Annotated in this window: 20 protein-coding genes; 8 read left to right on the forward strand and 12 right to left on the reverse strand. The window is 73.7% G+C overall.

Going from position 1 to position 21,119, the window contains the following annotated elements:
- Positions 1 to 79: 79 nt before the first annotated feature.
- Together SGA01_RS16080 and SGA01_RS16085 are read right to left on the reverse strand one after the other, a co-directional pair.
- Positions 80 to 1,747, reverse strand: a complete 1,668-nt coding sequence (locus SGA01_RS16080) for an acyclic terpene utilization AtuA family protein (protein WP_229918102.1) — start codon at positions 1,745 to 1,747, stop codon at positions 80 to 82.
- Positions 1,748 to 1,818: 71 nt separating this feature from the next.
- Positions 1,819 to 2,613, reverse strand: a complete 795-nt coding sequence (locus SGA01_RS16085) for a TIGR03084 family metal-binding protein (RefSeq protein ID WP_141297187.1) — start codon at positions 2,611 to 2,613, stop codon at positions 1,819 to 1,821.
- A gap of 202 nt (positions 2,614 to 2,815) precedes the next feature.
- Between SGA01_RS16085 and SGA01_RS16090 the strand changes: the two genes are divergently transcribed.
- Together SGA01_RS16090 and SGA01_RS16095 are read left to right on the forward strand one after the other, a co-directional pair.
- Positions 2,816 to 3,130, forward strand: coding sequence for a trypco2 family protein (locus SGA01_RS16090; RefSeq protein WP_141297188.1), 315 nt, complete (start codon positions 2,816 to 2,818; stop codon positions 3,128 to 3,130).
- Positions 3,131 to 3,137: 7 nt separating this feature from the next.
- Positions 3,138 to 6,911 carry a trypsin-like peptidase domain-containing protein gene (locus SGA01_RS16095; RefSeq protein ID WP_141297189.1) on the forward strand — a complete coding sequence of 1,258 codons (3,774 nt, stop codon included), beginning with the start codon at positions 3,138 to 3,140 and terminating at the stop codon, positions 6,909 to 6,911.
- A gap of 35 nt (positions 6,912 to 6,946) precedes the next feature.
- Here the strand turns inward: SGA01_RS16095 and SGA01_RS16100 are convergent, their stop codons facing one another.
- The 4 genes from SGA01_RS16100 to SGA01_RS16115 form a co-directional block, all read right to left on the reverse strand.
- Positions 6,947 to 7,411 carry a pyridoxamine 5'-phosphate oxidase family protein gene (locus SGA01_RS16100; RefSeq protein ID WP_141297190.1) on the reverse strand — a complete coding sequence of 155 codons (465 nt, stop codon included), beginning with the start codon at positions 7,409 to 7,411 and terminating at the stop codon, positions 6,947 to 6,949.
- A gap of 46 nt (positions 7,412 to 7,457) precedes the next feature.
- Positions 7,458 to 7,643: a DUF1272 domain-containing protein gene (locus tag SGA01_RS16105; RefSeq protein WP_055642019.1), complete on the reverse strand. Its 186-nt coding sequence runs from the start codon at positions 7,641 to 7,643 to the stop codon at positions 7,458 to 7,460.
- A gap of 130 nt (positions 7,644 to 7,773) precedes the next feature.
- Positions 7,774 to 8,151, reverse strand: a complete 378-nt coding sequence (locus tag SGA01_RS16110) for a VOC family protein (protein ID WP_141297191.1) — start codon at positions 8,149 to 8,151, stop codon at positions 7,774 to 7,776.
- Between the two features lie 30 nt (positions 8,152 to 8,181).
- Positions 8,182 to 9,144 carry an EamA family transporter gene (locus SGA01_RS16115; protein ID WP_229918064.1) on the reverse strand — a complete coding sequence of 321 codons (963 nt, stop codon included), beginning with the start codon at positions 9,142 to 9,144 and terminating at the stop codon, positions 8,182 to 8,184.
- A 161-nt stretch (positions 9,145 to 9,305) separates the two neighbouring features.
- Here SGA01_RS16115 and SGA01_RS16120 point away from each other — a divergent pair, with 161 nt between their 5' ends.
- Positions 9,306 to 10,163, forward strand: coding sequence for a LysR family transcriptional regulator (locus SGA01_RS16120; RefSeq protein ID WP_141297193.1), 858 nt, complete (start codon positions 9,306 to 9,308; stop codon positions 10,161 to 10,163).
- Here SGA01_RS16120 and SGA01_RS16125 read toward each other — a convergent pair.
- Positions 10,150 to 10,719, reverse strand: coding sequence for a GNAT family N-acetyltransferase (locus SGA01_RS16125; RefSeq protein ID WP_141297194.1), 570 nt, complete (start codon positions 10,717 to 10,719; stop codon positions 10,150 to 10,152). The genes SGA01_RS16120 and SGA01_RS16125 overlap by 14 nt on opposite strands.
- A 100-nt stretch (positions 10,720 to 10,819) precedes the next feature.
- Between SGA01_RS16125 and SGA01_RS16130 the strand changes: the two genes are divergently transcribed.
- The gene (locus SGA01_RS16130) at positions 10,820 to 11,353 is read left to right on the forward strand and encodes a DinB family protein (RefSeq protein WP_141297195.1); all 534 of its coding nucleotides are present in this window, start codon (positions 10,820 to 10,822) and stop codon (positions 11,351 to 11,353) included.
- 21 nt (positions 11,354 to 11,374) lie between these two features.
- On the opposite strand, the gene ppnP is transcribed toward SGA01_RS16130, so the two are convergent.
- Both ppnP and SGA01_RS16140 read right to left on the reverse strand, forming a co-directional pair.
- Positions 11,375 to 11,716, reverse strand: a complete 342-nt coding sequence (ppnP, locus tag SGA01_RS16135) for a pyrimidine/purine nucleoside phosphorylase (protein WP_229918066.1) — start codon at positions 11,714 to 11,716, stop codon at positions 11,375 to 11,377.
- Positions 11,713 to 14,475: an FAD-binding and (Fe-S)-binding domain-containing protein gene (locus SGA01_RS16140; protein ID WP_141297196.1), complete on the reverse strand. Its 2,763-nt coding sequence runs from the start codon at positions 14,473 to 14,475 to the stop codon at positions 11,713 to 11,715. Before SGA01_RS16140 ends, ppnP begins: the two co-directional genes overlap by 4 nt.
- 51 nt (positions 14,476 to 14,526) lie before the next feature.
- Here SGA01_RS16140 and serC point away from each other — a divergent pair, with 51 nt between their 5' ends.
- Positions 14,527 to 15,645, forward strand: a complete 1,119-nt coding sequence (gene serC, locus SGA01_RS16145; protein WP_055642027.1) for a phosphoserine transaminase — start codon at positions 14,527 to 14,529, stop codon at positions 15,643 to 15,645.
- A gap of 70 nt (positions 15,646 to 15,715) precedes the next feature.
- Here serC and SGA01_RS16150 read toward each other — a convergent pair whose 3' ends face one another.
- Entirely contained in the window at positions 15,716 to 16,570 is an 855-nt protein-coding gene (locus SGA01_RS16150) for an ABC transporter permease (protein WP_141297197.1), read from the reverse strand.
- Complete coding sequence (locus SGA01_RS16155) at positions 16,567 to 17,574, reverse strand: ATP-binding cassette domain-containing protein (protein WP_141297198.1); 1,008 nt, start codon at positions 17,572 to 17,574, stop codon at positions 16,567 to 16,569. Before SGA01_RS16155 ends, SGA01_RS16150 begins: the two co-directional genes overlap by 4 nt.
- 98 nt (positions 17,575 to 17,672) lie before the next feature.
- Between SGA01_RS16155 and SGA01_RS16160 the strand changes: the two genes are divergently transcribed.
- On the forward strand, positions 17,673 to 18,455 hold the full coding sequence (locus SGA01_RS16160) for a TetR/AcrR family transcriptional regulator (RefSeq protein WP_141297199.1): 783 nt from the start codon (positions 17,673 to 17,675) through the stop codon (positions 18,453 to 18,455).
- Here the strand turns inward: SGA01_RS16160 and SGA01_RS16165 are convergent.
- Entirely contained in the window at positions 18,442 to 19,443 is a 1,002-nt protein-coding gene (locus SGA01_RS16165; RefSeq protein ID WP_141297200.1) for an SdiA-regulated/phytase-like domain-containing protein, read from the reverse strand. The genes SGA01_RS16160 and SGA01_RS16165 overlap by 14 nt on opposite strands.
- Before the next feature lie 71 nt (positions 19,444 to 19,514).
- Between SGA01_RS16165 and SGA01_RS16170 the strand changes: the two genes are divergently transcribed.
- Both SGA01_RS16170 and SGA01_RS16175 read left to right on the forward strand, forming a co-directional pair.
- A complete protein-coding gene (locus tag SGA01_RS16170; RefSeq protein WP_167534113.1) occupies positions 19,515 to 20,360 on the forward strand; it encodes an alpha/beta fold hydrolase in 846 nt (281 codons plus the stop codon).
- 63 nt (positions 20,361 to 20,423) lie between these two features.
- Positions 20,424 to 21,113 (forward strand): GDSL-type esterase/lipase family protein, encoded by a 690-nt coding sequence (locus SGA01_RS16175; RefSeq protein ID WP_141297202.1) that lies wholly within the window; start codon positions 20,424 to 20,426, stop codon positions 21,111 to 21,113.
- The last annotated feature ends 6 nt before the right edge of the window (positions 21,114 to 21,119 follow it).

The raw sequence follows: 21,119 nt of genomic DNA on the forward strand, positions 1-21,119 counted from the left end.
ATCGCGTCAGACTCGGACGCTTGCTGAGCATCCGAGCAGCGTGAGCCAGGAATCTCCCTCGCTTGCCGAGGGAGAGGGTTCAAAGCAGTACCTCCGGGATGGCCAAGTGGCGGGCGCGAAGCCATTCGCCGAGCGCCTTGGCCTGAGGATCGAAGCGGGACTGCGAGGCGACACCGTCGCCGAGCAGTCCGGCAATCGTGAAGTTCACCGCCCGCAGGTGCGGGAGGACATGCCGGACGACCGGCAGGTCGGCGGTCTCCGGGAGGAGTTCGCGGAACGCCTCGACGGTGAGCGCGTGCGCGAGCCAGCGCCACTCCTCGTCCGTGCGGACCCAGACGCCGACGTTGGCGTCGCCGCCCTTGTCGCCGCTGCGGGCCCCGGCGATCCGGCCGAGGGGGGCCCTTGTGACAGGCCCATGCGCCAACGGCTCCGGAAGCTCCGGGTCGGGTACGGCGGCCAGGTCGAGCGTCCGTACCGGTGCGGGGATCTCCTGGCGGGTCCCGTCCGGGAGGACCGCCGTGTGCGGGACGTCGCCGGCGGGGACGTACGCGGTGGTGAAGACCCCGTAGGGGGCGCCCCTGCCGGGCGGGGCGGTGACGTGGAAGCCGGGGTAGCTCGCGAGGGCCAGTTCGATCGCCGCGCCGGTCAGGGTGCGGCCGACGGCCTCGGGGTCGGGGTCGCGGACGACGAGCCGGAGCAGCGCGCTCGCGGTCTCCTCGGTGGCGGCGTCCTCGCGGTCGGTGCGGACCGTCTCCCACCGGAGGTCCGCGGGGCGGGAGTCGGCCAGGGCGTCCTCGATCTGCTCGCGGACGAGCCGGGCCTTGGCCTCGACGTCGAGGCCGGTGAGGACGAAGACGACCTCGTTGCGGAAGCCGCCGAGGCGGTTGAGGCCGACCTTGAGGGCGGGGGGCGGGGCCTCGCCCGTCACGCCGTGGATCCGGACCCGGTCCGGGCCTTCCTGGCCGAGCCGTACGGTGTCGAGCCGGGCCGTCACGTCGGGGCCGGGGTAGCGGGCGCCGGCCGTCTCGTAGAGCAGCTGGGCCGTGACCGTGCCGACGTCGACGAGGCCGCCCGTCCCCGCGTGCTTGGTGATCACGGCGCTGCCGTCCGCGTGGAGCTCGGCGAGCGGAAAGCCGGGGCGGCGGAACAGGGCCGGGTCGTGACCGGCGAAGAAGGCGTAGTTGCCGCCGGTGGCCTGCGTGCCGCACTCCAGGACGTGCCCGGCGACGACCGCGCCCGCGAGCCTGTCGTACTCCTCCGGGCCCCAGCCGAAGTGCCACTGCGCGGGTCCGGTGACGAGGGCGGCGTCGGTGACCCGGCCGGTGACGACGACGTCGGCGCCGGCGGCGAGACAGGCGGCGATGCCGGCCCCGCCGAGGTAGGCGTTGGACGTCAGCACCCCGTCGCGGGGCGGGAGCCGGTCGCCCTCGACGTGGGCGATCCGGGTCGGCAGACCCAGCTTCTCGGCGAGCGCGCGCAGGGCCTCGGCGAGGCCGGCGGGGTTCAGGCCGCCCGCGTTGGCGACGATGCGGACCCCGCGTTCGTGGGCGAGGCCGAGGCCCTCCTCCATCTGGCGCAGGAAGGTCCTGGCGTATCCGGCGCCCGGGTCCTTGAGCTGGTCGCGGCCGAGGATGAGCATGGTCAGCTCGGCGAGGTAGTCGCCGGTGAGGACGTCGAGTTCACCGCCCGTGAGCATCTCGCGGACGGCGGCGAAGCGGTCGCCGTAGAAGCCGGAGGCGTTGCCGATCCGGAGGACGGGGCGGGCGGGGAGGCCGGGGCCGGCGGGGAGGCCGGGGCCGGCGGGGGCGCCGTGCCGGGTCACTGTTCCGCCCCCTCGGCCGCGCGGCCCGGGCCCGCCGGGCCGGCGAAGGCCTGGGCGATGGTGAGCCAGCGCTCGGCGTCGGGGCCGTGCGCGAGGAGCGCGGTGTCGTCGCGATGGACGCGCTGGGTGACGAGAAGGCAGAAGTCGAGGGCGGGGCCGGTGACGGTCTGGGCGGCGCCCTCGGGGCCGTACGCCCACATCTCCCCGTCGACACCCGCGAGTTCCACACGGAAGGGCTCGGCGGGCGCCGGGATTCCCCGCACGAGGAAGGCGTAGTCGCGGGCGCGGACGCCGATCCACGCGACGTGCCGGAGCCGGGCCGTGGGGGTGCGGACCGCCCCGAGGGCGTCGGCGACGTCCTGGCCGTGCGCCCAGGTCTCCATGAGCCGGGCGGTGGCCATGGCCGGGGCGCTCATCGGCGGCCCGTACCAGGGGAAACGCGCGCCGGGCGGGACCGCGCGCAGGGCCTCCTGGAGGCGCTCGCGGCCCGCGCGCCAGGCGGCGAGCAGCTCGGCGGGCGGCAGCTTCGCGCCCTCCTCCGCGCCCTCGTCGACGAAGCGGTCGGGGGCGGCGAGGGCCTTCGCGGTCTCGGCGGCGAAGGCCTCGGGGTCGGTGGCGGCGAGGAGGGCCGCCCGGTCGGTCCAGGCGAGGTGGGCGATCTGGTGGGCGACGGTCCAGCCGGGCGCGGGGGTCGCGGCACCCCACTGCTCTTCGCCCAACTCTGCTACCAGCAGGTCGAGTTCCTCGCTCTCCTCGCGCAGATCGTCGAGGACGACGGCGGGATCGGACACGGTGCGCTCCCCTCGGGACACGGCGACGGCACGACGGCGTGCCCCGGAGCATGGCAGCGAACCAGAAAACAATCAAGCATGCTTGCTTTGATTTCTGCCGAGGGCGGGCCGACCGGCCACACCGGCCCACCGGACCACTGCCGAACTCGACACCCTTCTGCAACACTTGACCGGTACCGCTGCGCACGACCACGGGGGTCCCATGAGCATGGACATCGAACTCGCCGACCTGCTGGCCTCACTGCGATCGGAGATCGGCCGCGCCCGGCTCGAAGCGGCGGACCAGGACGTGAAGTTCCGTATCGACTCCATCGACCTGGAGCTCCAGGTCTCCGTGGAGAAGTCGGCCGATGCGAACGCGGGCATGAAGTTCTGGGTGGTCTCCCTCGGCGGCAAGGCCGGCGCGAAGAGCGGCCAGACGCACACGGTCCGGATGACGCTCACCGCAGAGGACGCCGCGACCGGCCAGAAGGTCCGCACCGGCGACGACGTGTCCGACCTCCTCGGCGCCGGCTGAGCGGCCCGTGACAGTGCCCGACACGGCCCGGGTGGCCGAGGTCGTCGTCACGGGGAACGGCAAGGCGGAGTACGGCTCCGGCTACCGCATCGCACACCGGCTCGTCCTCACCGTGGACCATCTCTTCGGCGAGGACCCGAACCCGGGCACGTGCACCGTCCGCCTCGGCGGCGGGGACACCGCGCTGCCCGCGACACCCGTGTGGCGCGGCAAGAACGGCCGGGACCTGGCCCTGTTACGCCTCGACGAAGCCCCCGCGGACACCGTGCAGCCGGTGTCCTTCGGCGTCCTGCCGGAGGGCGCGGGCAGCGTGCCCTTCATCGGGATCGGCTTCCCGGCCTTCGCGACCCGCGACGAGGAACCCGGCGTCACGGGCCTGCGCCGGCGGGACAGCCGGCAGGCCGAGGGGTTCGTCCTGCTGGGCTCCAACCTGAAGTCGAGGCTGCTCGACCTCCAGTACACGACCACCGCGCCCCGACCGCCCGGCGGCGGCGACGGCGACCCGTGGCGGGGCATGTCGGGCGCCGCCTTCCTCACCCCCACCGGCGGGCTCCTCATCGGGGTGCAGGCGCACCGGCTGCCCGCCGCCGGCATCAGCGGCGCCGAGGCCGAACCGATCGCCGACGCCCTCGACGACCCGGACCTCTGCCGCCAGCTCGCCCTGGGCGGCGTGCGGTACGAGCCCCGGCCCGTACCCCTCGGCGACGAACCGCCCGAACCGGAGCCGCTGCTGCGCGCGGTCATCCCGCAGCACGAACTCGTCAGCGGCTTCGGTGACTTCAAGAAGAACCTCACCTCCGAGCAGCTCTCCTTCGTCTCCCCGGGACCCGACCACCCGGCCGAACCCGCCAACCTCTTCGTCCGGCTCGTCAGTTCGGGAGACCGGGGCGTGCTGCTCGTCGGCGCGGCCGGTACGGGCAAGACCCGGGCCGGGATCGAGGTGGGCCGGATCGCCCTCGAAGCGGGCTGGCGGGTCCTGCACGTCCTGCCGGGCGAGGACGGCTCCGTCACCGAGGTCATCGCCGAGCAGGTCTACGCGGAACCGACACCGGCCCTCGTGGTCGTCGACTACCTCAACGAATCGCAGCTCGACCTGCCGGCGCTGCGGCACCGCCTCATCCCGGAGGCCCGCCGCCGCGACATCCAGGTCGCGATCCTCGCGTCCGTACGCCCCGGCTGGCTGCGGAAGGCCAACCGGGGGCAGCTGCACGACCTGTTCGACGAGGTGGAGCTGCGCCAGGACGACGACTTCCAGAAGGAGGTCGCCGACAACGCCCTGCACGCGCTCGCCCCGGTGGCGACGGAGCGGTACACCATCGGCCGGATGCGGGAGATCTGCGGGCACCGCCCGATCGTCGCGCTGCTCGTCGCGCGGGAGGTGGAGCGGCGCGTCACCTCGGGCCTGTCCCTGCCCGACCTGACGGGGCTGCGCGAGGGCGGGGAGATCCCCCGGTGGCTCAGGAGCCGGCTCGGCGAGGACGACCTGGGTCTTCCGGGCCGCGAGCACGCCTTCGTCCCCGTACGCGCCTCCCACTCGCTCGTGGCCGCCGCCGCTGCCACGGCGGCGTGCCCGCAGGCCCGCGAGGACGTGACGGCGGCGGCCCGCGCGGCCCTGACGGCGCTCGGGGAGGCCATGGCGCTCGCGGCACAGCAGGGCACCGGCGTACCGGCGGCGGCCCAGAGCGCCGTCCCGCGCGCCGAGGACGTCGTCGCGACCCTCCTCTCCCTCGGCTGGCTGGAGACCGAGCCCGACGGCACGCTGACCGTGGCCCACGACCTCGTCACCGACCAGCTGGTGGAGTCCGTCCTCCTGCCCGAGCGGGACGAGGCGCCCGACACCGACGGGGCCCACGCCCTGCTCGCCGGGTGTCTCGTGAGCCCCCGCGCGGTGGGCCGCGCCGCGCTCAACCTGGGGCGGGTCGTCAACGACCTCGCGCTCGCGGACCGTTCGGGGCCGGTCTCCGCCGTGCTGAACGCGTGGTTCACCCAGCACGCCGCGGACCTCGGCGCCCTCCTGCGGATCGACCCCGGCGTCGGCGGCTACGCCCTCGGCGCAGTCTGCTCGGGCGCGCCGTGGTCCGTCTCGGCCGTCCAGTGCTGGTCGCAGGTGGTCAGCCCCTGGCTCGCGGACCACGGCTCCCGCGTCGCCGCCCGCCACCTGCTCTACCGGGGCCTCCACCACCTCCCCGAGGAGGGCGCCCGGCTGCTGCTGCCCACGGTGTGGTCGTGGCTGGCGCGGCACCGCGAGCTCGGGCAGGCGAGCTTCGTCCTGGCCCCGGTCCTGCACCGCCCGGAGCTACTCGCCGACGAGACGGCCCAGGCGGTCTCGGCCGCGCTCGTCTGGCTGGCCCTCCACGCCTCCGCGCAGGAGGCGCAGTTCGTCCTCAATCCGCTGCTTTCCCGCACCGACCTCGCCCCCGAGGGAGCGGAGAAGGCGGTCTCCGCGGCCCTGACGTGGCTGGAGCGGCACACGGCCACCCAGGAGGCCGGCTTCGTCCTCGAACCGCTGCTGTCCCGCACCGACCTGGACGCCGACTCGGCGGCGACGGCGATCGCGGCGTCCCTCACGTGGCTGGGCCGGCACGTCAAGGGGCAGGAGGCCCGCTTCGTCCTCCACCCGCTGCTGTCCCGCACCGACCTGGACGCCGACTCGGCGGCGACGACGGTCGAGGCCACCCTCGTCTGGCTCGACCACCACGCCGCCACGCAAGAGGCCCGGTTCGTCCTCAACCGCCTGCAGTCCCGCACCGACCTCGACCCGGTCGCGTCGGAGAAGGCGGTCACCTCCGCCCTCAGGTGGCTGGAGAAGCACACCCACACCCATGACGCCGACTTCGTCCTGAAGCTCCTGCTGTCCCGCACGGACCTGGACCCGGACACGGCGGAGAAGGCGGTCGCCTCCGCCCGGACCTGGCTCGCGTCCCACCACACCAACGAGGACGCCGACTTCGTCCTCGGCTCGCTGCTCAAGCAGCTGCCGCGCGGCGAGACTCCCCCGGAGATACGGGAGATGGTCGACACCTGGGTCGGCCTGCACACGCCGGAGCAGGACTTCACGTTCCTCAGCAAGTGGGTGCTGCGCCAGCGCCTGATGAGCCCGACGATCTACCGCGCCCTGCTCCACTGGGCCCGCACCAACACCGACAACGAGGACCTCGTCCCGCGCATGGCGGGCACCGGGTTCCACGTGTGGCCGTACGTGCGGACGTGGGAGGGCGCCCGCGACTGGCTCCGCACCGTCGAGCTGTGCCTCGACCACGCCGAACGCCACGGCCCTCCGTCGAACGTCAACGGCGTGCTCGACGCCCTCATCTCGACGCTGGCCCAGCAGTTCCGTACGGGCATCGGGGCGGCGTGGGCCGACGACTGCCTCCGCAGGTGGATCGCGCTGCCGTTCTCCATGGACCCCACGGTCTTCCGCCACAACGACGGGATCGTCAGCCGCTGCCACGCGCTGCTCCTCAGCGGCGGGTTCGACCGGGCGGAGCGGGCCCGCATCACCGCACGGCTGCGGACGTGGGTGGCGTCCTGGCCGGCCCACGAGCGGAACACGGCGGCCCTCGCCTACATCGACGCCCACATGCTCCCGCCCCGCCCGGGCCCACCGCCGCCACACCCCGCGCCGGCACCCCGCCCGGGCCCACCGCCGCCGCGGCCGGCACTGCCGGCCCTGCCGCCACTTCCGCCGCCACGGAGCGAGGAGGGCGGCCGGACCGGGAGCGGCGGGGAGGAGAAGGGCCGGGAGGAAGAGGGCCGGGAGGGCAAGACCGCCGCGGCGTGACCCCCACGCGGTCGCGCGGTCAGGGCCGGAGCGCCTCAGCCGCTGATGTCGAGCGCCGTCCCGTACAGCCGGGAGACCTTCAGCCGGATGACCACCCGGCGCTCGGCGACCAGCTGCTCCAGGAACGCGGCCTCGTCCTCGCCCCGCGGCCGCGCGGCCTCCGGCACCATCGCGAGCAGCTCACGCCCCGTCGCGTCACCCGGAGTGGTCGTGACCTCGGAGACCTCGGCCTCGCCCTCGGCCACGGCGAACGACCAGACGTCCCCGCCCGGGACGTGCACGGCCGCGCGCGGGTCGCGCCGGATCTGCCTGACCTTGACGCGGTCGGCGGTGGTGGAGAACCGCACGACGCGCTCCGCTGCGTCCCAGTGGAAGAGCATGGTGGTGAGGTGCGGATGCCCGCTGCTCTTGTTGGTGGCGAGGGTGCCGAACTGCTGCGTGCTCAGCAGCTCGGAGAGCTCTTCGTCGGACAGGGCGCGGGGCGCGGCGGGCTTCGTCATGTCAGGGCCAACTCCCGGACCCGCTCGCCCATTCCGCGAGAAGTCGCTACGCGACAGCCGCCCGGCGCGGACGGGCGACGAGCTCGCCGCCGCAGTTGGGACAGACGTCGTCCATGGCGTCGGCGCACGGCACGCAGAAGCTGCACTCGTACGTACAGATCCGCGCGGGCCCGTCCACGGTCAGGACCGCCGTCTCGCAGCGCTCGCAACGGTCTCGCATCTCCAGGGCCATGACCGGCTCCCCTCCTCGTAACGTCCGAAAACGACACCCTCATCCTCCGAGGCGCCCCCGCACCCCCGAAACAGGCCGGAAGACAGAGATCGAAAGGATCGGGCCACGCCCCTGGACGCCGGTGTCCGCCTCAGTGGCGGACCAGGCAGAACGGGTGGCCGGCGGGGTCGGCGTACACCCGCCAGCTCCGGCGGGCGGGTCCCTCGTCCAGGACGGTCGCGCCGAGGGCGAGGACCTGGGCATGGGCCGCGTCCAGGTCCGGGACGCCGAAGTCGAGGTGGGACTGCTGGGGGCGTTCGGGGTCCGGCCACGTCGGGGGGCGGTGGTCGGCGACTCCCTGGAAGCAGAGGACGAGACCGCCGGGGGTGTGGAGGGTGGACCAGGCCTCGCCGAGGGACCAGCGGGGGTCCGGCCGGTCGACCTCCCCGCCCAGCACCTGGCGGTAGAACTCCGCGAGCGCGCGGGGCGCGGGACAGTCGATGACGAGGCACTGCAGGTCGGCGATCACGTGCGGAGCCTATCCAGCCGGCCGCTCGCGTCAGGCGGCCTGCTTCGCCGCCCGGACCTGGGTGCGGACCGCTCCCATGCTCGCCGCGATGACCAGGGCGATGGCCAAGGCGTCGACGACCGACAGGGCCTGGCTCAGGATGAGGAAGCCCGCCGCCGCCGCGATGGCCGGTTCCAGGCTCATCAGGATCGCGAACGTGGGGGCGGGCAGGCGGCGCAGGGCGAGGAGTTCGAGGGTGTACGGGAGGACCGAGGACATCAGCGCGACGCCCAGGCCGAGCAGGACCGTCGACGGTACGAGGAGCTTGTCGCCCGCCTCCGCGATGCCCAGCGGCAGGCTGAGGACGGCACCGAAGGCCATGGCGAGCGCGAGCCCGTCGGCCTGCGGGAAGCGGCGGCCGGTGCGGGCGCTGAAGACGATGTACGCCGCCCACATCGCGCCCGCCGCGAGCGCGAAGGCCGCGCCGACGGGATCGAGACGGTCGAAGCCGCCACCGCTGAGCAGGACGACACCACCGAGCGCGATCCCGGCCCAGAGCAGGTTGGCCACCCGGCGCGAGGCGACCACCGAGAGGATCAGCGGGCCGAGGACCTCCAGGGTCACGGCGGCGCCCAGCGGGATCCGGTCGGCGGCCTGGTAGAAGAGGATGTTCATCCCCGCCATGGCCGTCCCGAAGGCGACGACGGTGCCCCAGTCGGCGCGGCTGTAGCCGCGCACCTTGGGCCGGCAGACGGCCAGCAGGACGACCGCCGCGAGCACGAGCCGCAGGGTGACGACGCCGAGCGCCCCGGCGCGGGGCATGAGGAGGACGGCCACGGCCGAGCCGAACTGCACGGAGAGTCCGCCCGCGACGACCAGGGCGACGGGGCCGAGGTGACGGCCTCCTCGCCTGGGCGGGTCCACTGCCGTCCCGGGCGCGGGAATCCCCTGGCCCCCGACCGTCACGGCGGCCGGCGGCACGTCCTTGACCGGGCTGTTCACCGGACTGTTCACCGGGCCACTCCTCCGCTCCACACCATCACAAGTCCACTTCACTGTACTGCAAGTCCAATCAAGTGAACTCTGCATTCCTCCCGCCAGGATTCCCCTCCCACGCTACGAACACCCGCGCGGCACCGGAAATGCCGATTGCGCTGCGGTTATGCTCCGAAGACATGAGCATCGAGCTACGCCACCTCCGCTGCTTCCTCGCCATCGCCGAGGAACCCAGCCTGACCAGGGCGGCCGCCCGGCTCCACCTCACCCAGCCGGCCGTCTCCCGCACGCTCGCCGCACTCGAAGCGCACCTCGGCGCCCGGCTCGTCGACCGCTCGACCCACCACCTCGCCCTCACCGCCGAGGGCCGCGCCTTCCAGGACAGGGCCGCCGCCGCCCTCGCCGCCTTCGACGCCGCCGTCGACCCGGCCAGGCTCCGGCACCGCCCCCTGCGCCTCGGGCACGCCTGGTCGGCCTTCGGCCCGTACACCACGCCCCTGCTCCGGCGCTGGCAGCGACTGCACCCCGAGACCCCGCTCGAACTGCTCCGCATCGACGACCGCACGGCCGGGCTCGCCCGAGGCGAGGTGGACGCGGCGCTGCTCAGGGGCCCGGTCGACGCGCCCGGCCTCGTCACCGAGGAGCTCGCCACGGAGGAGCGGGTCGCCGCACTGCCCGCCGACGGCCCGCTGGCCGACCGACCAGGCCTCGCCCTGGAGGACCTCACCACGGAGACGATCGTCCTCAACACCGTCTCCGGCACGACCACACTCGCGCTCTGGCCGCCCGGCGCCCGCCCCGCGGCCACACTGACCGTCGCCAACACCGACGACTGGCTCACCGCGATCGCCGCGGGCCGGGGCATCGGCGTCTCCTCCGCCTCCACCGCCGCGCTCCACCCGCACCCGGGCGTCGCCTACCGCCCGCTGTCCGACGCACCGCCACTGCCGGTGGTCCTGGCCTGGCGGGACGCCTTCCCGCACCCGGCGACGGGCGCGCTGGTCGCGATGGCCCGGGAGATCGTCAGCGGGGAGTGATCCCCCCTAGCGCCTCCCACTCCTCGCGGAGGATCCCGTACGTGATCGAGTCCCGCCAGGCGCCCCGGACGTGGACATGCCCCCGGATCCGGCCCTCCTCGACGAACCCGGCGGCGAGCAGCGTCCGCGCGGAGGCGGTGTTGAGGGGCGCCCGCGCGGCCCACACCCGGTGCAGGTCGAGCTCCCCGAAGGCCAGCGCGAGCAGCAGCCCGACGGTCTCCCGCCCGTACCCGGCCCCCCACGACTCGGGCCGCAGCGCGAACCCCACGGTCGCCGCGCGCTGCTGATGCGGATCGACCGCGAGCCGCCCGAACCCGACGAGCACACCGGTGGCCTGCTCGACGATCCCGAGGGCGTACTCCTCCCGCGGAACCGCCCGCGCGGACACGATGGACCGCTCGACGATCCCCCGCACCTCGTCGAGGGAGCGCGGCGGAAAACTGAGGTGCTCGGTCGCGGCCTCGGAGCCGTAGACGCCGTGCACGGCGGACACGTCGTCGGGGCGGAGCTCGCGGAGCACGAGCCGGCCGTACGCGGACGGGACAGGTCGCTCCATAGGCCGAGGGTATCGGGACTCCCGCTCAGACGACGGGGGTTGCCCCGGCCGGGCGGGATCGAGGACACACCCTGACCTACATGCTCCCTACCGTCGGGCCATGACCACTTCCCCGGAGAACCCGACCTCGCTCCCTTCCCTCGAAGGCGAGCGCGGCGAACTGCTGCATGCGCTCGCCGAGCAGCGGGAGTTGCTGCTCATCACGGTCCGCGGAATCAGCGACGCCCAGGCCGTGCAGCGCACGACCGTGAGCGAACTGACGCTGGGCGGGATCCTCAAGCACCTCACCCGCGCCGAGCAGGTCTGGACGCAGATCATCGCCAAGGGCGACGGAGAACTGCCCGAGGGCATGCTCGACATGGAGCAGTACCGCATGGTCGACGGCGAGACGCTCGCCGGGCTGCTGGAGCAGTACGCGGCCGCCGCCCGGACGACCGAGGACACTCTGGCCGGCCTGCCCGATCCGGGCCGGATCGTGCCGCTGCCCAGGACCCCGTGGTCTCCGCCCGAGACCGTCTACTGGTCCGTGCGCCGGATCCTGCTCCACCTCATCAGGGAAACGGCCCAGCACGCCGGCCACGCGGACATCATCCGGGAAACGCTCGACGGAGCCAGCACCACCGCCCAGCGGTGACCACCGCCCGGAAACCCCGGGTCAGCGGTATTCGCAGAGGTACGCGGTCGCGACCTCGACCTTCAGCTGGAACGTGCTGTCGCCCGGGACCTCGAAGCGCGTGCCCGCCTCGAAGGTCTTCCAGTCACCGGCGTCCGGCAGCTTCACCGTCAGGGCGCCGCTGACCACGTGCATCGTCTCCGGGGCGGCCGTGCCGAACTCGTACTCACCGGGAGCCATGACGCCGATGGTCGCCGGGCCCTGCTCCTGCTCGAAGGCGATCGACTTGACCGTGCCGTCGAAGTATTCGTTGACCTTGAACATGACCGTCCTCCGGGGGAACTCGTCGCGCGCCGCTACTGGCGAGGCGAGTGTACGAGTCACCCTTCCCGGCCCTCCTCCAGCCCCTCCGCCAGCACCTCCGCCAGGTGTCGGGCCCGGCCGCCCGCGAGGTCGGCGATCTGGGTCCTGCACGAGAAGCCGTCCGCCAGGACCTCCGATCCCTCCGGGGCCTCGCGGAGGGCCGGGAGGAGCTGGTCCTCGGCGCAGGCGACCGAGACCTCGTAGTGGCCCGGTTCAAAGCCGAAGTTGCCCGCCAGACCGCAGCAGCCGCCCGACAGTTCGCCCGTGAGGCCCGCGCGGGCGCGGAGGCGGCGGTCGGGGCCGTCGCCCAGGACCGCGTGCTGGTGGCAGTGGGTCTGGCCGGCGACCCGGCGGTCGAGGCGGGGCGGGGTCCAGTCAGGGGCCAGGGTCTCCAGGGCCTCGGCGAAGGTCAGGACGGAGGCGGCGAGGCGGGCCGCCCGGGGGTCGTCCGGGAGGAGTTCGGGCAGGTCCGTGCGGAGAGTCGCCGCGCAGGAGGGTTCGAGGACGACCAGCGGTCCCCCGGCGCCCCCCACCGCGTCCAGCGTCCGCCGCATCACCTTCCGCGCCGCCCCCGGCCGCCCCGTCGACACATACGTCAGGCCGCAGCAGACCCGCCCCGGCGGGAGAACCACCCCCAGGCCCGCGTCCTCCAGGACGCGCACCGCCGCGCGGCCCACCTCCGGCGCCAGGTGGTTCGTGAAGGTGTCCGGCCAGAGGGTGAGGGCCGGCGGGCGGCGCGAGCCGCGCTCGCCGAACCAGGACACGAACGTCCGATCCGCCACCCTCGGCAGCGCCCGCTCCGGCGTCACCCCCGCGAGCCGCGCCGCGAACGGCAGCCGCGTCGCCGTGTTCATGCCCCGCCCGAACAGGTCCAGCCACCGGGGCAGCCCGCCCATCGTCCAGTGCGAGCGGGGGCGCGCGAAGGGCCGTCCCGCGTAGTGCCGGTCGAGGAACTCCGCCTTGTACGCGGCCATGTCGACGCCCACCGGGCAGTCGCTGCGGCACCCCTTGCAGGACAGACACAGGTCGAGCGCCTCCCGGACCTCCTCCGAGCGCCAGCCGTCGGTGATCACCTCCCCGAGCGCCATCTCGTGCAGCAGCCGCGCCCGGCCCCGCGTGGAGTGCTTCTCCTCCCCCGTCGCCCGGTAGGAGGGGCACATGACGGACGGCCCCGAACTCGGTCCTTCCGTGCGGCATTTGGCGACCCCGACGCAACGCGCCGCCTCCCGGCCGAGGCCCACCAGCGGCAGCCCCTCGAACCGCAGCCCCTCGTCCAGCGCCTTCGGGCGGACCAGCATCCCCGGGTTCAGGCCCCCGTCCGGGTCCCACACGTCCTTCACCGCGCCGAAGAGGCCGACCAGCTCCTCCCCGTACATCCTCGGCAGCAGCTCGGCCCGCGCCTGCCCGTCGCCGTGCTCTCCGGAGAGCGAGCCGCCGTGGGCGACCACGAGGTCCGCCACCGCCTCCGAGAAGCGGCGGAAGTCCCGTACCCCCTTCCCCGTCCACAGGTCGAAGTCGATCCGGACGTGCACGCAGCCGTCCCCGAAGTGCCCGTACGGGGTCCCCCGCAGGCCGAAGTCCGCCAGCAGGGACCGGAATTCCCGCAGATACGCACCCAGCCGCGCCGGCGGCACCGCGCAGTCCTCCCATCCCGGCCACGCCTCCGCCCCGTCGGGCATCCGCGTCGCCGTCCCCGCCGCGTCCTCGCGGATCCGCCACAGCGCCCGCTGCCCGGCCGGGTCCGACACCACCGCCGAGTCGAGGGCGTCCGCCGCCCGCACCAGCCGCCGGGCCGCCCCCTCCCCGTCCACCTCGCAGAACAGCCACGCCCCGCCCCGCGGCAGCCCCTCCGCGCCGCCGCGCACCAGGTCGGCGGCCATGCCCTCCACCGTCAGCGGCCCGTACGGGAGGAGCCCGGCCGCCGCATCCGCCGCCGCGCTCTCGTCCGCGTACCCGAGGACGACGAGGACCGGGTCGGCCGGCAGCGGGACGAGCCGGACCGTCGCCTCCGTCACCACGCCGAGCGTGCCCTCGCTCCCGCAGAAGGAGCGGACGACGTCCGTACCGCGCTCCGGCAGCAGCGCGTCGAGGGCGTAGCCGGAGATCCGGCGCGGCAGGCCCGCCGGATAGCCGGTCCGCAGGAGGGCGAGGTGGCGGTCGACGAGCTCCCCGAGTCCGGGCGGCGCGCCCTGCCCGTCCCGGCCGAGCGTCAACCTCGCTCCTCGGTAGGTCACCACATCCAGCGAGCGCACGTTGTCCGCCGTGGTCCCCCAGGCGACCGAGTGCGCCCCGCACGCGTTGTTGCCGATCATTCCGCCGAGGGTGCACCTGCTGTGCGTGGACGGATCGGGGCCGAAGGTCAGCCCGTACGGCCTCGCCGCCTCCCGCAGCCGGTCGAGGACGAGCCCCGGCCGGACGACGGCCGTGCGCGATTCCGGGTCCAGGGAGACGATCCCGCCCATGTGCCGTGTGAGGTCGAGCACCACGCCCGTACCGGTGGCCTGGCCGCCGATGGACGTGCCGCCGCCGCGCGCGACGACCGGCGTGGCGCCGTGGGCCCGGCACACCTCCAGGGCCGCCGCCACGTCGTCCGCGTCGCGCGGCGCGACCGTACCGACCGGCACACGGCGGTAGTTGGAGGCGTCCATCGTCGTCAGGGCCCTCGCCGTGACGGAGAAGTCGACGTCTCCGGCGACGGCGGCGCGCAGCTCCGCGGCGAGGGCGGACGCATGATCCTCGTGTGTTCCCACAGCGCCAGGATGTCTCAGTCCTCGTCTCATCCGGCGGACATCCCGCGACCGGGCCCTTCCCGACCCGATACTCTCCGCCTCGTGGCTGAGATCCAGATTCCCGCTGACATCAAGCCCGCCGACGGCCGTTTCGGCGCGGGCCCCTCCAAGGTGCGTACGGAGGCGCTGGACGCCCTGGCCGCGACCGGCTCCTCTCTCCTCGGCACGTCCCACCGCCAGGCCCCGGTCAAGAACCTGGTCGGCGAAGTGCGTGCCGGTGTCTCCGACCTCTTCTCGCTCCCCGAGGGCTACGAGGTGATCCTGGGCAACGGCGGCTCCACCGCCTTCTGGGACGTCGCGACCCACGGTCTCATCGAGAACAAGTCGCAGCACCTCACCTTCGGCGAGTTCTCCTCCAAGTTCGCGAAGGCCGCCAAGCTGGCTCCCTGGCTTGCCGAGCCGACCGTGATCTCCTCCGACCCGGGCACGCACCCGGAGCCGGTGGCCGAGGCGGGCGTCGACGTCTACGCGTACACGCACAACGAGACCTCCACCGGTGTCGCCGCCCCGATCAAGCGGGTCGCCGGTGCCGACGAGGGCGCGCTCGTCCTGGTCGACGCGACCTCGGGCGCGGGCGGCCTGCCCGTCGACATCACCGAGTCGGACGTCTACTACTTCGCCCCGCAGAAGTCCTTCGCCGCCGAGGGCGGCCTGTGGCTGGCGGCCTTCTCCCCGGCCGCCCTGGAGCGGGCGCAGAAGATCCACGACTCGGGCCGGCACATCCCCGAGTTCTTCTCGCTGCCGACGGCGATCGACAACTCGCTGAAGAACCAGACGTACAACACCCCGGCGCTCTCGACCCTCTTCCTGCTCAACGAGCAGCTGAAGTGGATCAACGGCCAGGGCGGTCTCGACTGGGCCGTGGCCCGGACGAAGGAGTCCTCGGACGCGCTGTACGGCTGGGCCGAGGAGTCCAAGTACGCGTCGCCGTTCGTGACGGACGCGGCGAAGCGCTCGCAGGTCATCGGCACGATCGACTTCGACGACGAGGTCGACGCGGCGGCGGTCGCGAAGGTGCTGCGCGCCAACGGGATCGTGGACACCGAGCCGTACCGCAAGCTGGGCCGCAACCAGCTGCGGATCGCGATGTTCCCGGCGATCGACCCGGCGGACGTGCGCGCCCTGACGGCGTGCATCGACTACGTCATCGAGAAGCTGTAACTCTCCGCTCCTGTAGAACGCGTACGTACGAAGGGCCCGGCGTCGGAATCCGACGCCGGGCCCTCGTGCGTCACCGGCTCAGCGACTGATAGCGGCGGACCGCCAGGGGCAGGAAGACCGCCGTGAGCGCCAGTGGCCAGGCGATGGCCATCAGGACCGCGTGCTGTTCGACCCAGGAGCCGCCGCCCGCGCCCGGGTTGCCGAAGAGTTCGCGGGTGGCCGTCACCGTGGACGAGATCGGGTTCCAGGCGGCGACGGGCGCGAGCCAGGAGGGCATCAGCGTCGGCGCCACGTACACGCTGGAGATCATCGTGACCGGGAAGATCACGGCGTACAGCGCACCGGCCGCCTCGGTGTTCGGCAGGACGAGACCGCACCACACGCCCACCCAGATCATGCTGAAGCGCAGGAGCAGCAGCAGGCCGAAGCCGAGGGCGGTCGCGCCGGGTCCGCCGTCCGAGGTCCAGCCGATGGCGAGGGCGGTCGCCGCGAGGATGGCGAGTTCGGCGGCGGCGATCATGAGGTCGGAGAGGCTCCGGCCGGTGGGGAAGGCGGACGGGGCCATCGGCATGGAGCGGAACCGGTCCACGACCCCCCTGCCGCTGTCGGAGACGACGGCCGCCGCGGTGTTCATGAGCCCGAAGGCCATGGTCATGGTGAACATCCCCGGCATCAGGAACTCGCGGTAGTCACCGCCGCCCGGCACCACCATGGCGCTGCCGAAGACGAAGCCGTAGAGGAGGACGGAGACGATGGGGAAGCCGAGCTGCCAGAGGATGGCGGAGGGCCGGCGGCGGTAGTTGAGCAGGGTGCGGCGGACGAGGGTCAGGGAGTCGACGCACGCCCAGTAGGCGCGGCCGGCGGTCCCGGTGCCGATCCCGGTGGCGATCCCGGTGCCGGCGGTGTCGTTGATCGTGCTGCTCATGCGGCGACCTCTTCCCTGTCCGTGTCGGCTGCCTGGTCCTCGTCGGCTGCCCTGCCGCCCGTCAGCCGGAGGAAGACGTCGTCCAGGGCGGGGCGGCGCAGTGCCAGGTCCTCGACGGCGATCCGTTCCTCCTGGAGCGTGCGGGCGACCTCGGTCAGGGCGGCGACCCGGTCGGTGACGGGGGCGTGGACGCGCCGTTCGGCCTCGTCGGTGCGGGGGTCGGCGCCCGCGATCCGGGCGAGGATCGCGCGGGCGGCCGGGAGGTCGGCGCGCTCGGCGACGACGACCTCGACGCGGTCGCCGCCGACCCGGTCCTTGAGGCCGTCGGGGGTGTCGTCGGCGATGGCCCGGCCCCGGTCCATGACGGTGATCCGGGAGGCGAGCCGGTCGGCCTCGTCCAGGTACTGGGTGGTGAGCAGGACGGTCGTCCCACCCGCGACGAGGGTGCGGACCGCGTCCCAGACCTCGCCCCGGGCGCGCGGGTCGAGGCCGGTGGTCGGCTCGTCCAGGAAGAGGACGGCGGGGGCGAGGATCATCGAGGTCGCGAGGTCGAGCCGGCGGCGCATGCCTCCGCTGTACTGGCCGGCGCCCTTGTCGGCGGCCTCGGTGAGGGCGAAGAGGTCGAGGAGTTCGGCGGCCCGGACGCGGGCGCGGCGGCCGCCGAGGTGGAAGAGACGGCCGAAGAGTTCGAGGTTCTGGCGTCCGGTGAGGCCCTCGTCCACGGCGGCGAACTGGCCGACGAGGCCGATGTGGGCGCGGACGGCGCGCGGGTCGCGGGCCACGTCGACGCCGGCGACCTCGGCACGGCCGCCGTCGGCCTTGAGGAGGGTGGCGAGGATGCGGACGGCGGTGGTCTTGCCGGCGCCGTTGGGGCCGAGGAGGCCGTGGACGGTGCCGGGGCGGACGGCGAGGTCGAAGCCGTCGAGGGCGTGGGTGACGTCGTCGCGCCGTTCCTTTCCGTACCGCTTGCTCAAGCCCTCTGCGAGGACGGCGTGTTCGGGCATGGGAGACCTCCGGTGGGTCGCGGACTCGCGTCTCCGCGAGCATCTGAGTACACCGTACCCAATTCAGAGTACAGCGTACTCAGTTCTAAAGTGGCCCCATGACGACGAGCAGCCTCGACCTCCTCTGGGGCACGGGCGACCGACCCAGCCGCGGCCCCAAGCCGGGCCTCACCCTCGACCGGATCGTCGCCACGGCGGTCGGCCTCGCCGACGCCGAAGGGCTGGACGCCGTCTCGATGCGGCGGGTGGCGGGCGAGCTCGGCGTCGGCACGATGTCGCTCTACCGGTACGTCCCCGGCAAGACCGAGCTCCTCGACCTGATGCTCGACCGCGTCCAGGGCGAGTCCTTCGAGGCCGACCCGCCGCCGCCCACCCACTGGCGCGACACCGTCACGGCGCTCGCCCGCACGACCCTCGCCCTCTACCGGGCCCACCCCTGGCTGCTCAAGGTCAACGAGGCCCGCTCCGTCCTCGGCCCGAGCGCGCTGCGCGGCCTGGAGCTCTGCCTGTCGGGGCTCAAGGGGCCGCACGGGATGGGGCTCAGCGACCCCGAGACCATCTCGGTCATCATCACCGTGCAGAGCTTCACGGCGGGCATCGCCCGCACGGAACTCCAGACCGTCGAGGCCGCGAAGGAGACCGGCGTCGACCACGAGGAGTTCTGGCGCACACAACAGCCCTACCTGGAGCGGGCGATGGCATCGGGCGACTACCCGCTGATGGCGGCGCTCGCCGCCGACACCTTCTCCCGCGACGTCGACCACTTCGCCTTCGGCCTCGAACGGCTCCTGGACGGCTTCGAGATCCTCGTGGCGAAGGCGGGCGGCGGGGACGGGGCCGGCGACACCGGCGGCGACACCGGCGGCGTCAGCGGCGCCTGAGAAGGCGTTTCGCGCCCACGACGAGCACGGTCGCTCCGGCGAGGACCAGGAAACCGAGCGTGGCGTTGCCGCCCTCGCCGCCGTCCTGCGCGGCCGGCGACTTCGGCGCCTGCGGCGCGCCCGGGGTGTCCGCCGGCTTCTCCGGCTTCTCCGAGGGGCTCGCGGCGCCCTGTCGATCCACCCGGACGACCTTGCTGTTCACACCCTCCGAGCCGAACATGAACGCCGAGCCGTCCGTCGTGTACGTCACCGACTCCGCCTGCCCCTGGAAGGGAGCCCCGACGCCCGTGCCCCCGTCGCCGAGGCGTCCGTCCTTCCACGCGTACTCCTTCGCGCTGAAGTAGCCGCGCAGGACGAGCCGTCCGCCGTCCGGGGAGAAGGCGCCGTCGGTCACCCACGGCACGTCGTCGACGCGCCGGAAGACGTTCGTCCCGGACGTGGAGAGCCGCTCGGGTCCCGCGTACAGACCGCCGCCGTCCTGGTTCTTGCTCGCGATGTACACCCGGCCGGTCTTCGGATGGACCATCAGGGCCTCGGCGTTGCGCGGCCCGTCGGCGTACTTCACGTCGTACTGCTCCGCCGCCACCTTCTGGTCCCCCAGCACCTTCGGCTCGGGGAAGCGGTAGATCCAGACGTGGTCCCAGGAGCCGTCGAGGTTGTCGCCGATGTCGCCGACATAGATGTCGCCGTCCGGGCCGACGGCGATGGCCTCCATGTCCCGGGGGGTGCCGACGCCCTGCATCGTCAGGGTCGCGACGGTCTCGCCCGTACGGGAGTCGATGCCGTAGATCAGGGGTGCGTCCTGGTCGTTGTGCGTCCAGTAGATCCCCGGGTGGGCCCGGCTCGCCGCGAGACCGCTGGACTCGGTGATCCGGGGGTCCGCGATCGTGAAGTCCCGGTCGGCTTCCTGCCCTTCGGCACGGGCATGACCGGCGGGGAGCAGCGCCAGGGCCGCCGCCGCACCGAGGGCGCACAGAGCAGTTCGCATGACCTCAAGCCTGCCACGACAGCAGGGAAACCCGCTTGACCTGCGCCGAAGCCACTGCCAGGGTCGCGCGCATGCCCACTTTCACCGCCCCCGACGGCACCCTGCTCGCGTACCACGCGTCCGGTTCCGGCGCCCCGCTGATCTGTCTGCCCGGCGGCCCCGTGCAGGACTCCGTCTACCTCGGCGAGCTGGGCGGGCTCGACGCCCACCGCACGCTGATCCGCCTCGACCTGCGGGGCACCGGCGCCTCCGCGGTGCCGGAGGACCCGTCCTCGTACCGCTGCGACCGGCTCGTCGAGGACGTCGAGGCGCTGCGGACCGAGCTGGGGCTCGACACCCTCGACCTCCTCGGCCACTCGGCGGGCGCCAACCTGGCCGCGCTGTACACCGCCCGGTACCCGGAGCGGGTGGCACGTCTCGTCCTTCTCACCCCGGGCACGGCGGCCGTCGGACTCGACACCACGGGCGAGGAGCGGCTCGCGGCGGCACGGCGGCCGTGGCGCGAGGAGGAGCCGTGGTTCGCGGAGGCGTACGCGGCTCTGGGCGAGCTCGCGGCGGGGCGCGGGTCGGCGGAGACCTTCCAGGCGATCGCGCCGTTCTTCCACGGGACGTGGGACGACGCGGCCCGCGAGCGGCACGCGGCCACGGTCCGGCAGCGGAACGGCGAGGGGGCGGGGGTCTACGGCAGCGAGGGCGCGTTCCGGCCGGAGGCGACGCGGGCGGCGTTCGCGGAGTTCGGGCAGCCCGTGCTGGTCGTCGCCGGCGAGGGCGACGCGAACACTCCGGTGCCGACGGCCACCGCGTACGCGGAGCTGTTCCCGGAGGCCACGCTCGCGGTCCTGGCCGGGGGCGGGCACTTCCCCTGGCACGACGACGCGGAGTGGCTCGTGGAGACGGTCGACTCCTTCCTGGAGTAGCGGCACGGGCCCGTGTCCCGGATCACGTCGCCGCGCCCGCGAGCGGTCCGCGATGATGTGACCATGCGTTTTCTGTTCGTCGGCGACAGCATGACCATCGGACGCGTCGGCGACTGGACCTGGCGCCACCGGATGTGGCAGCACCTGGAGACGACACTCCCCGGCGGGTACGAGATCGTCGGCCCGCGCACCGGGCTCTACGACCCGACGGCGCCCGACGAGCCGAACGGCGTCGAGGCCTACGCCGACCCCTCCTTCCCCGCCCCCGCCCGGCGCCATCTGGCCGGCTGGGGCGAGGGCTGGCTGCACATGGCGCCGGTGATCGGCGAGACCGTCACGGCCACGGGGGCGGACGTCCTGCTGATCTCCCTCGGTCTGATCGACCTCGGTTTCTACACGAACAGCGACCAGACCGAGGAGAACGTCCGCGCGTTCGTCGCGGCGGCCCGCGCCGCGAACCCGCACGTGCGGGCCGTGCTCCTGCCGGTCATCCCGAACGTCCGCGCCGAGTACGACGCCCCCTTCGCCGCCGAGTGCGAGCGCTTCAACGAGCTCCTCGGGAAGGCGGTCGCCGACCTGGACACGCCGGGCTCGCCGCTGCTCCTGGCGACGATCCCGGAGTCGTACGACATCCACACGGACACCTACGACGGCACCCACCCGGGCGTGACCGGCGAACACAAACTGGCCGCCGCCTTCGCCACGGCGATGCACCAGGCCTGGGGCCTGGGCGGGCCCTACGGCTCCTTCTGAGAGCGG

This window comes from Streptomyces gardneri, from assembly GCF_006539185.1.
Lineage (GTDB): Bacteria > Actinomycetota > Actinomycetes > Streptomycetales > Streptomycetaceae > Streptomyces > Streptomyces gardneri.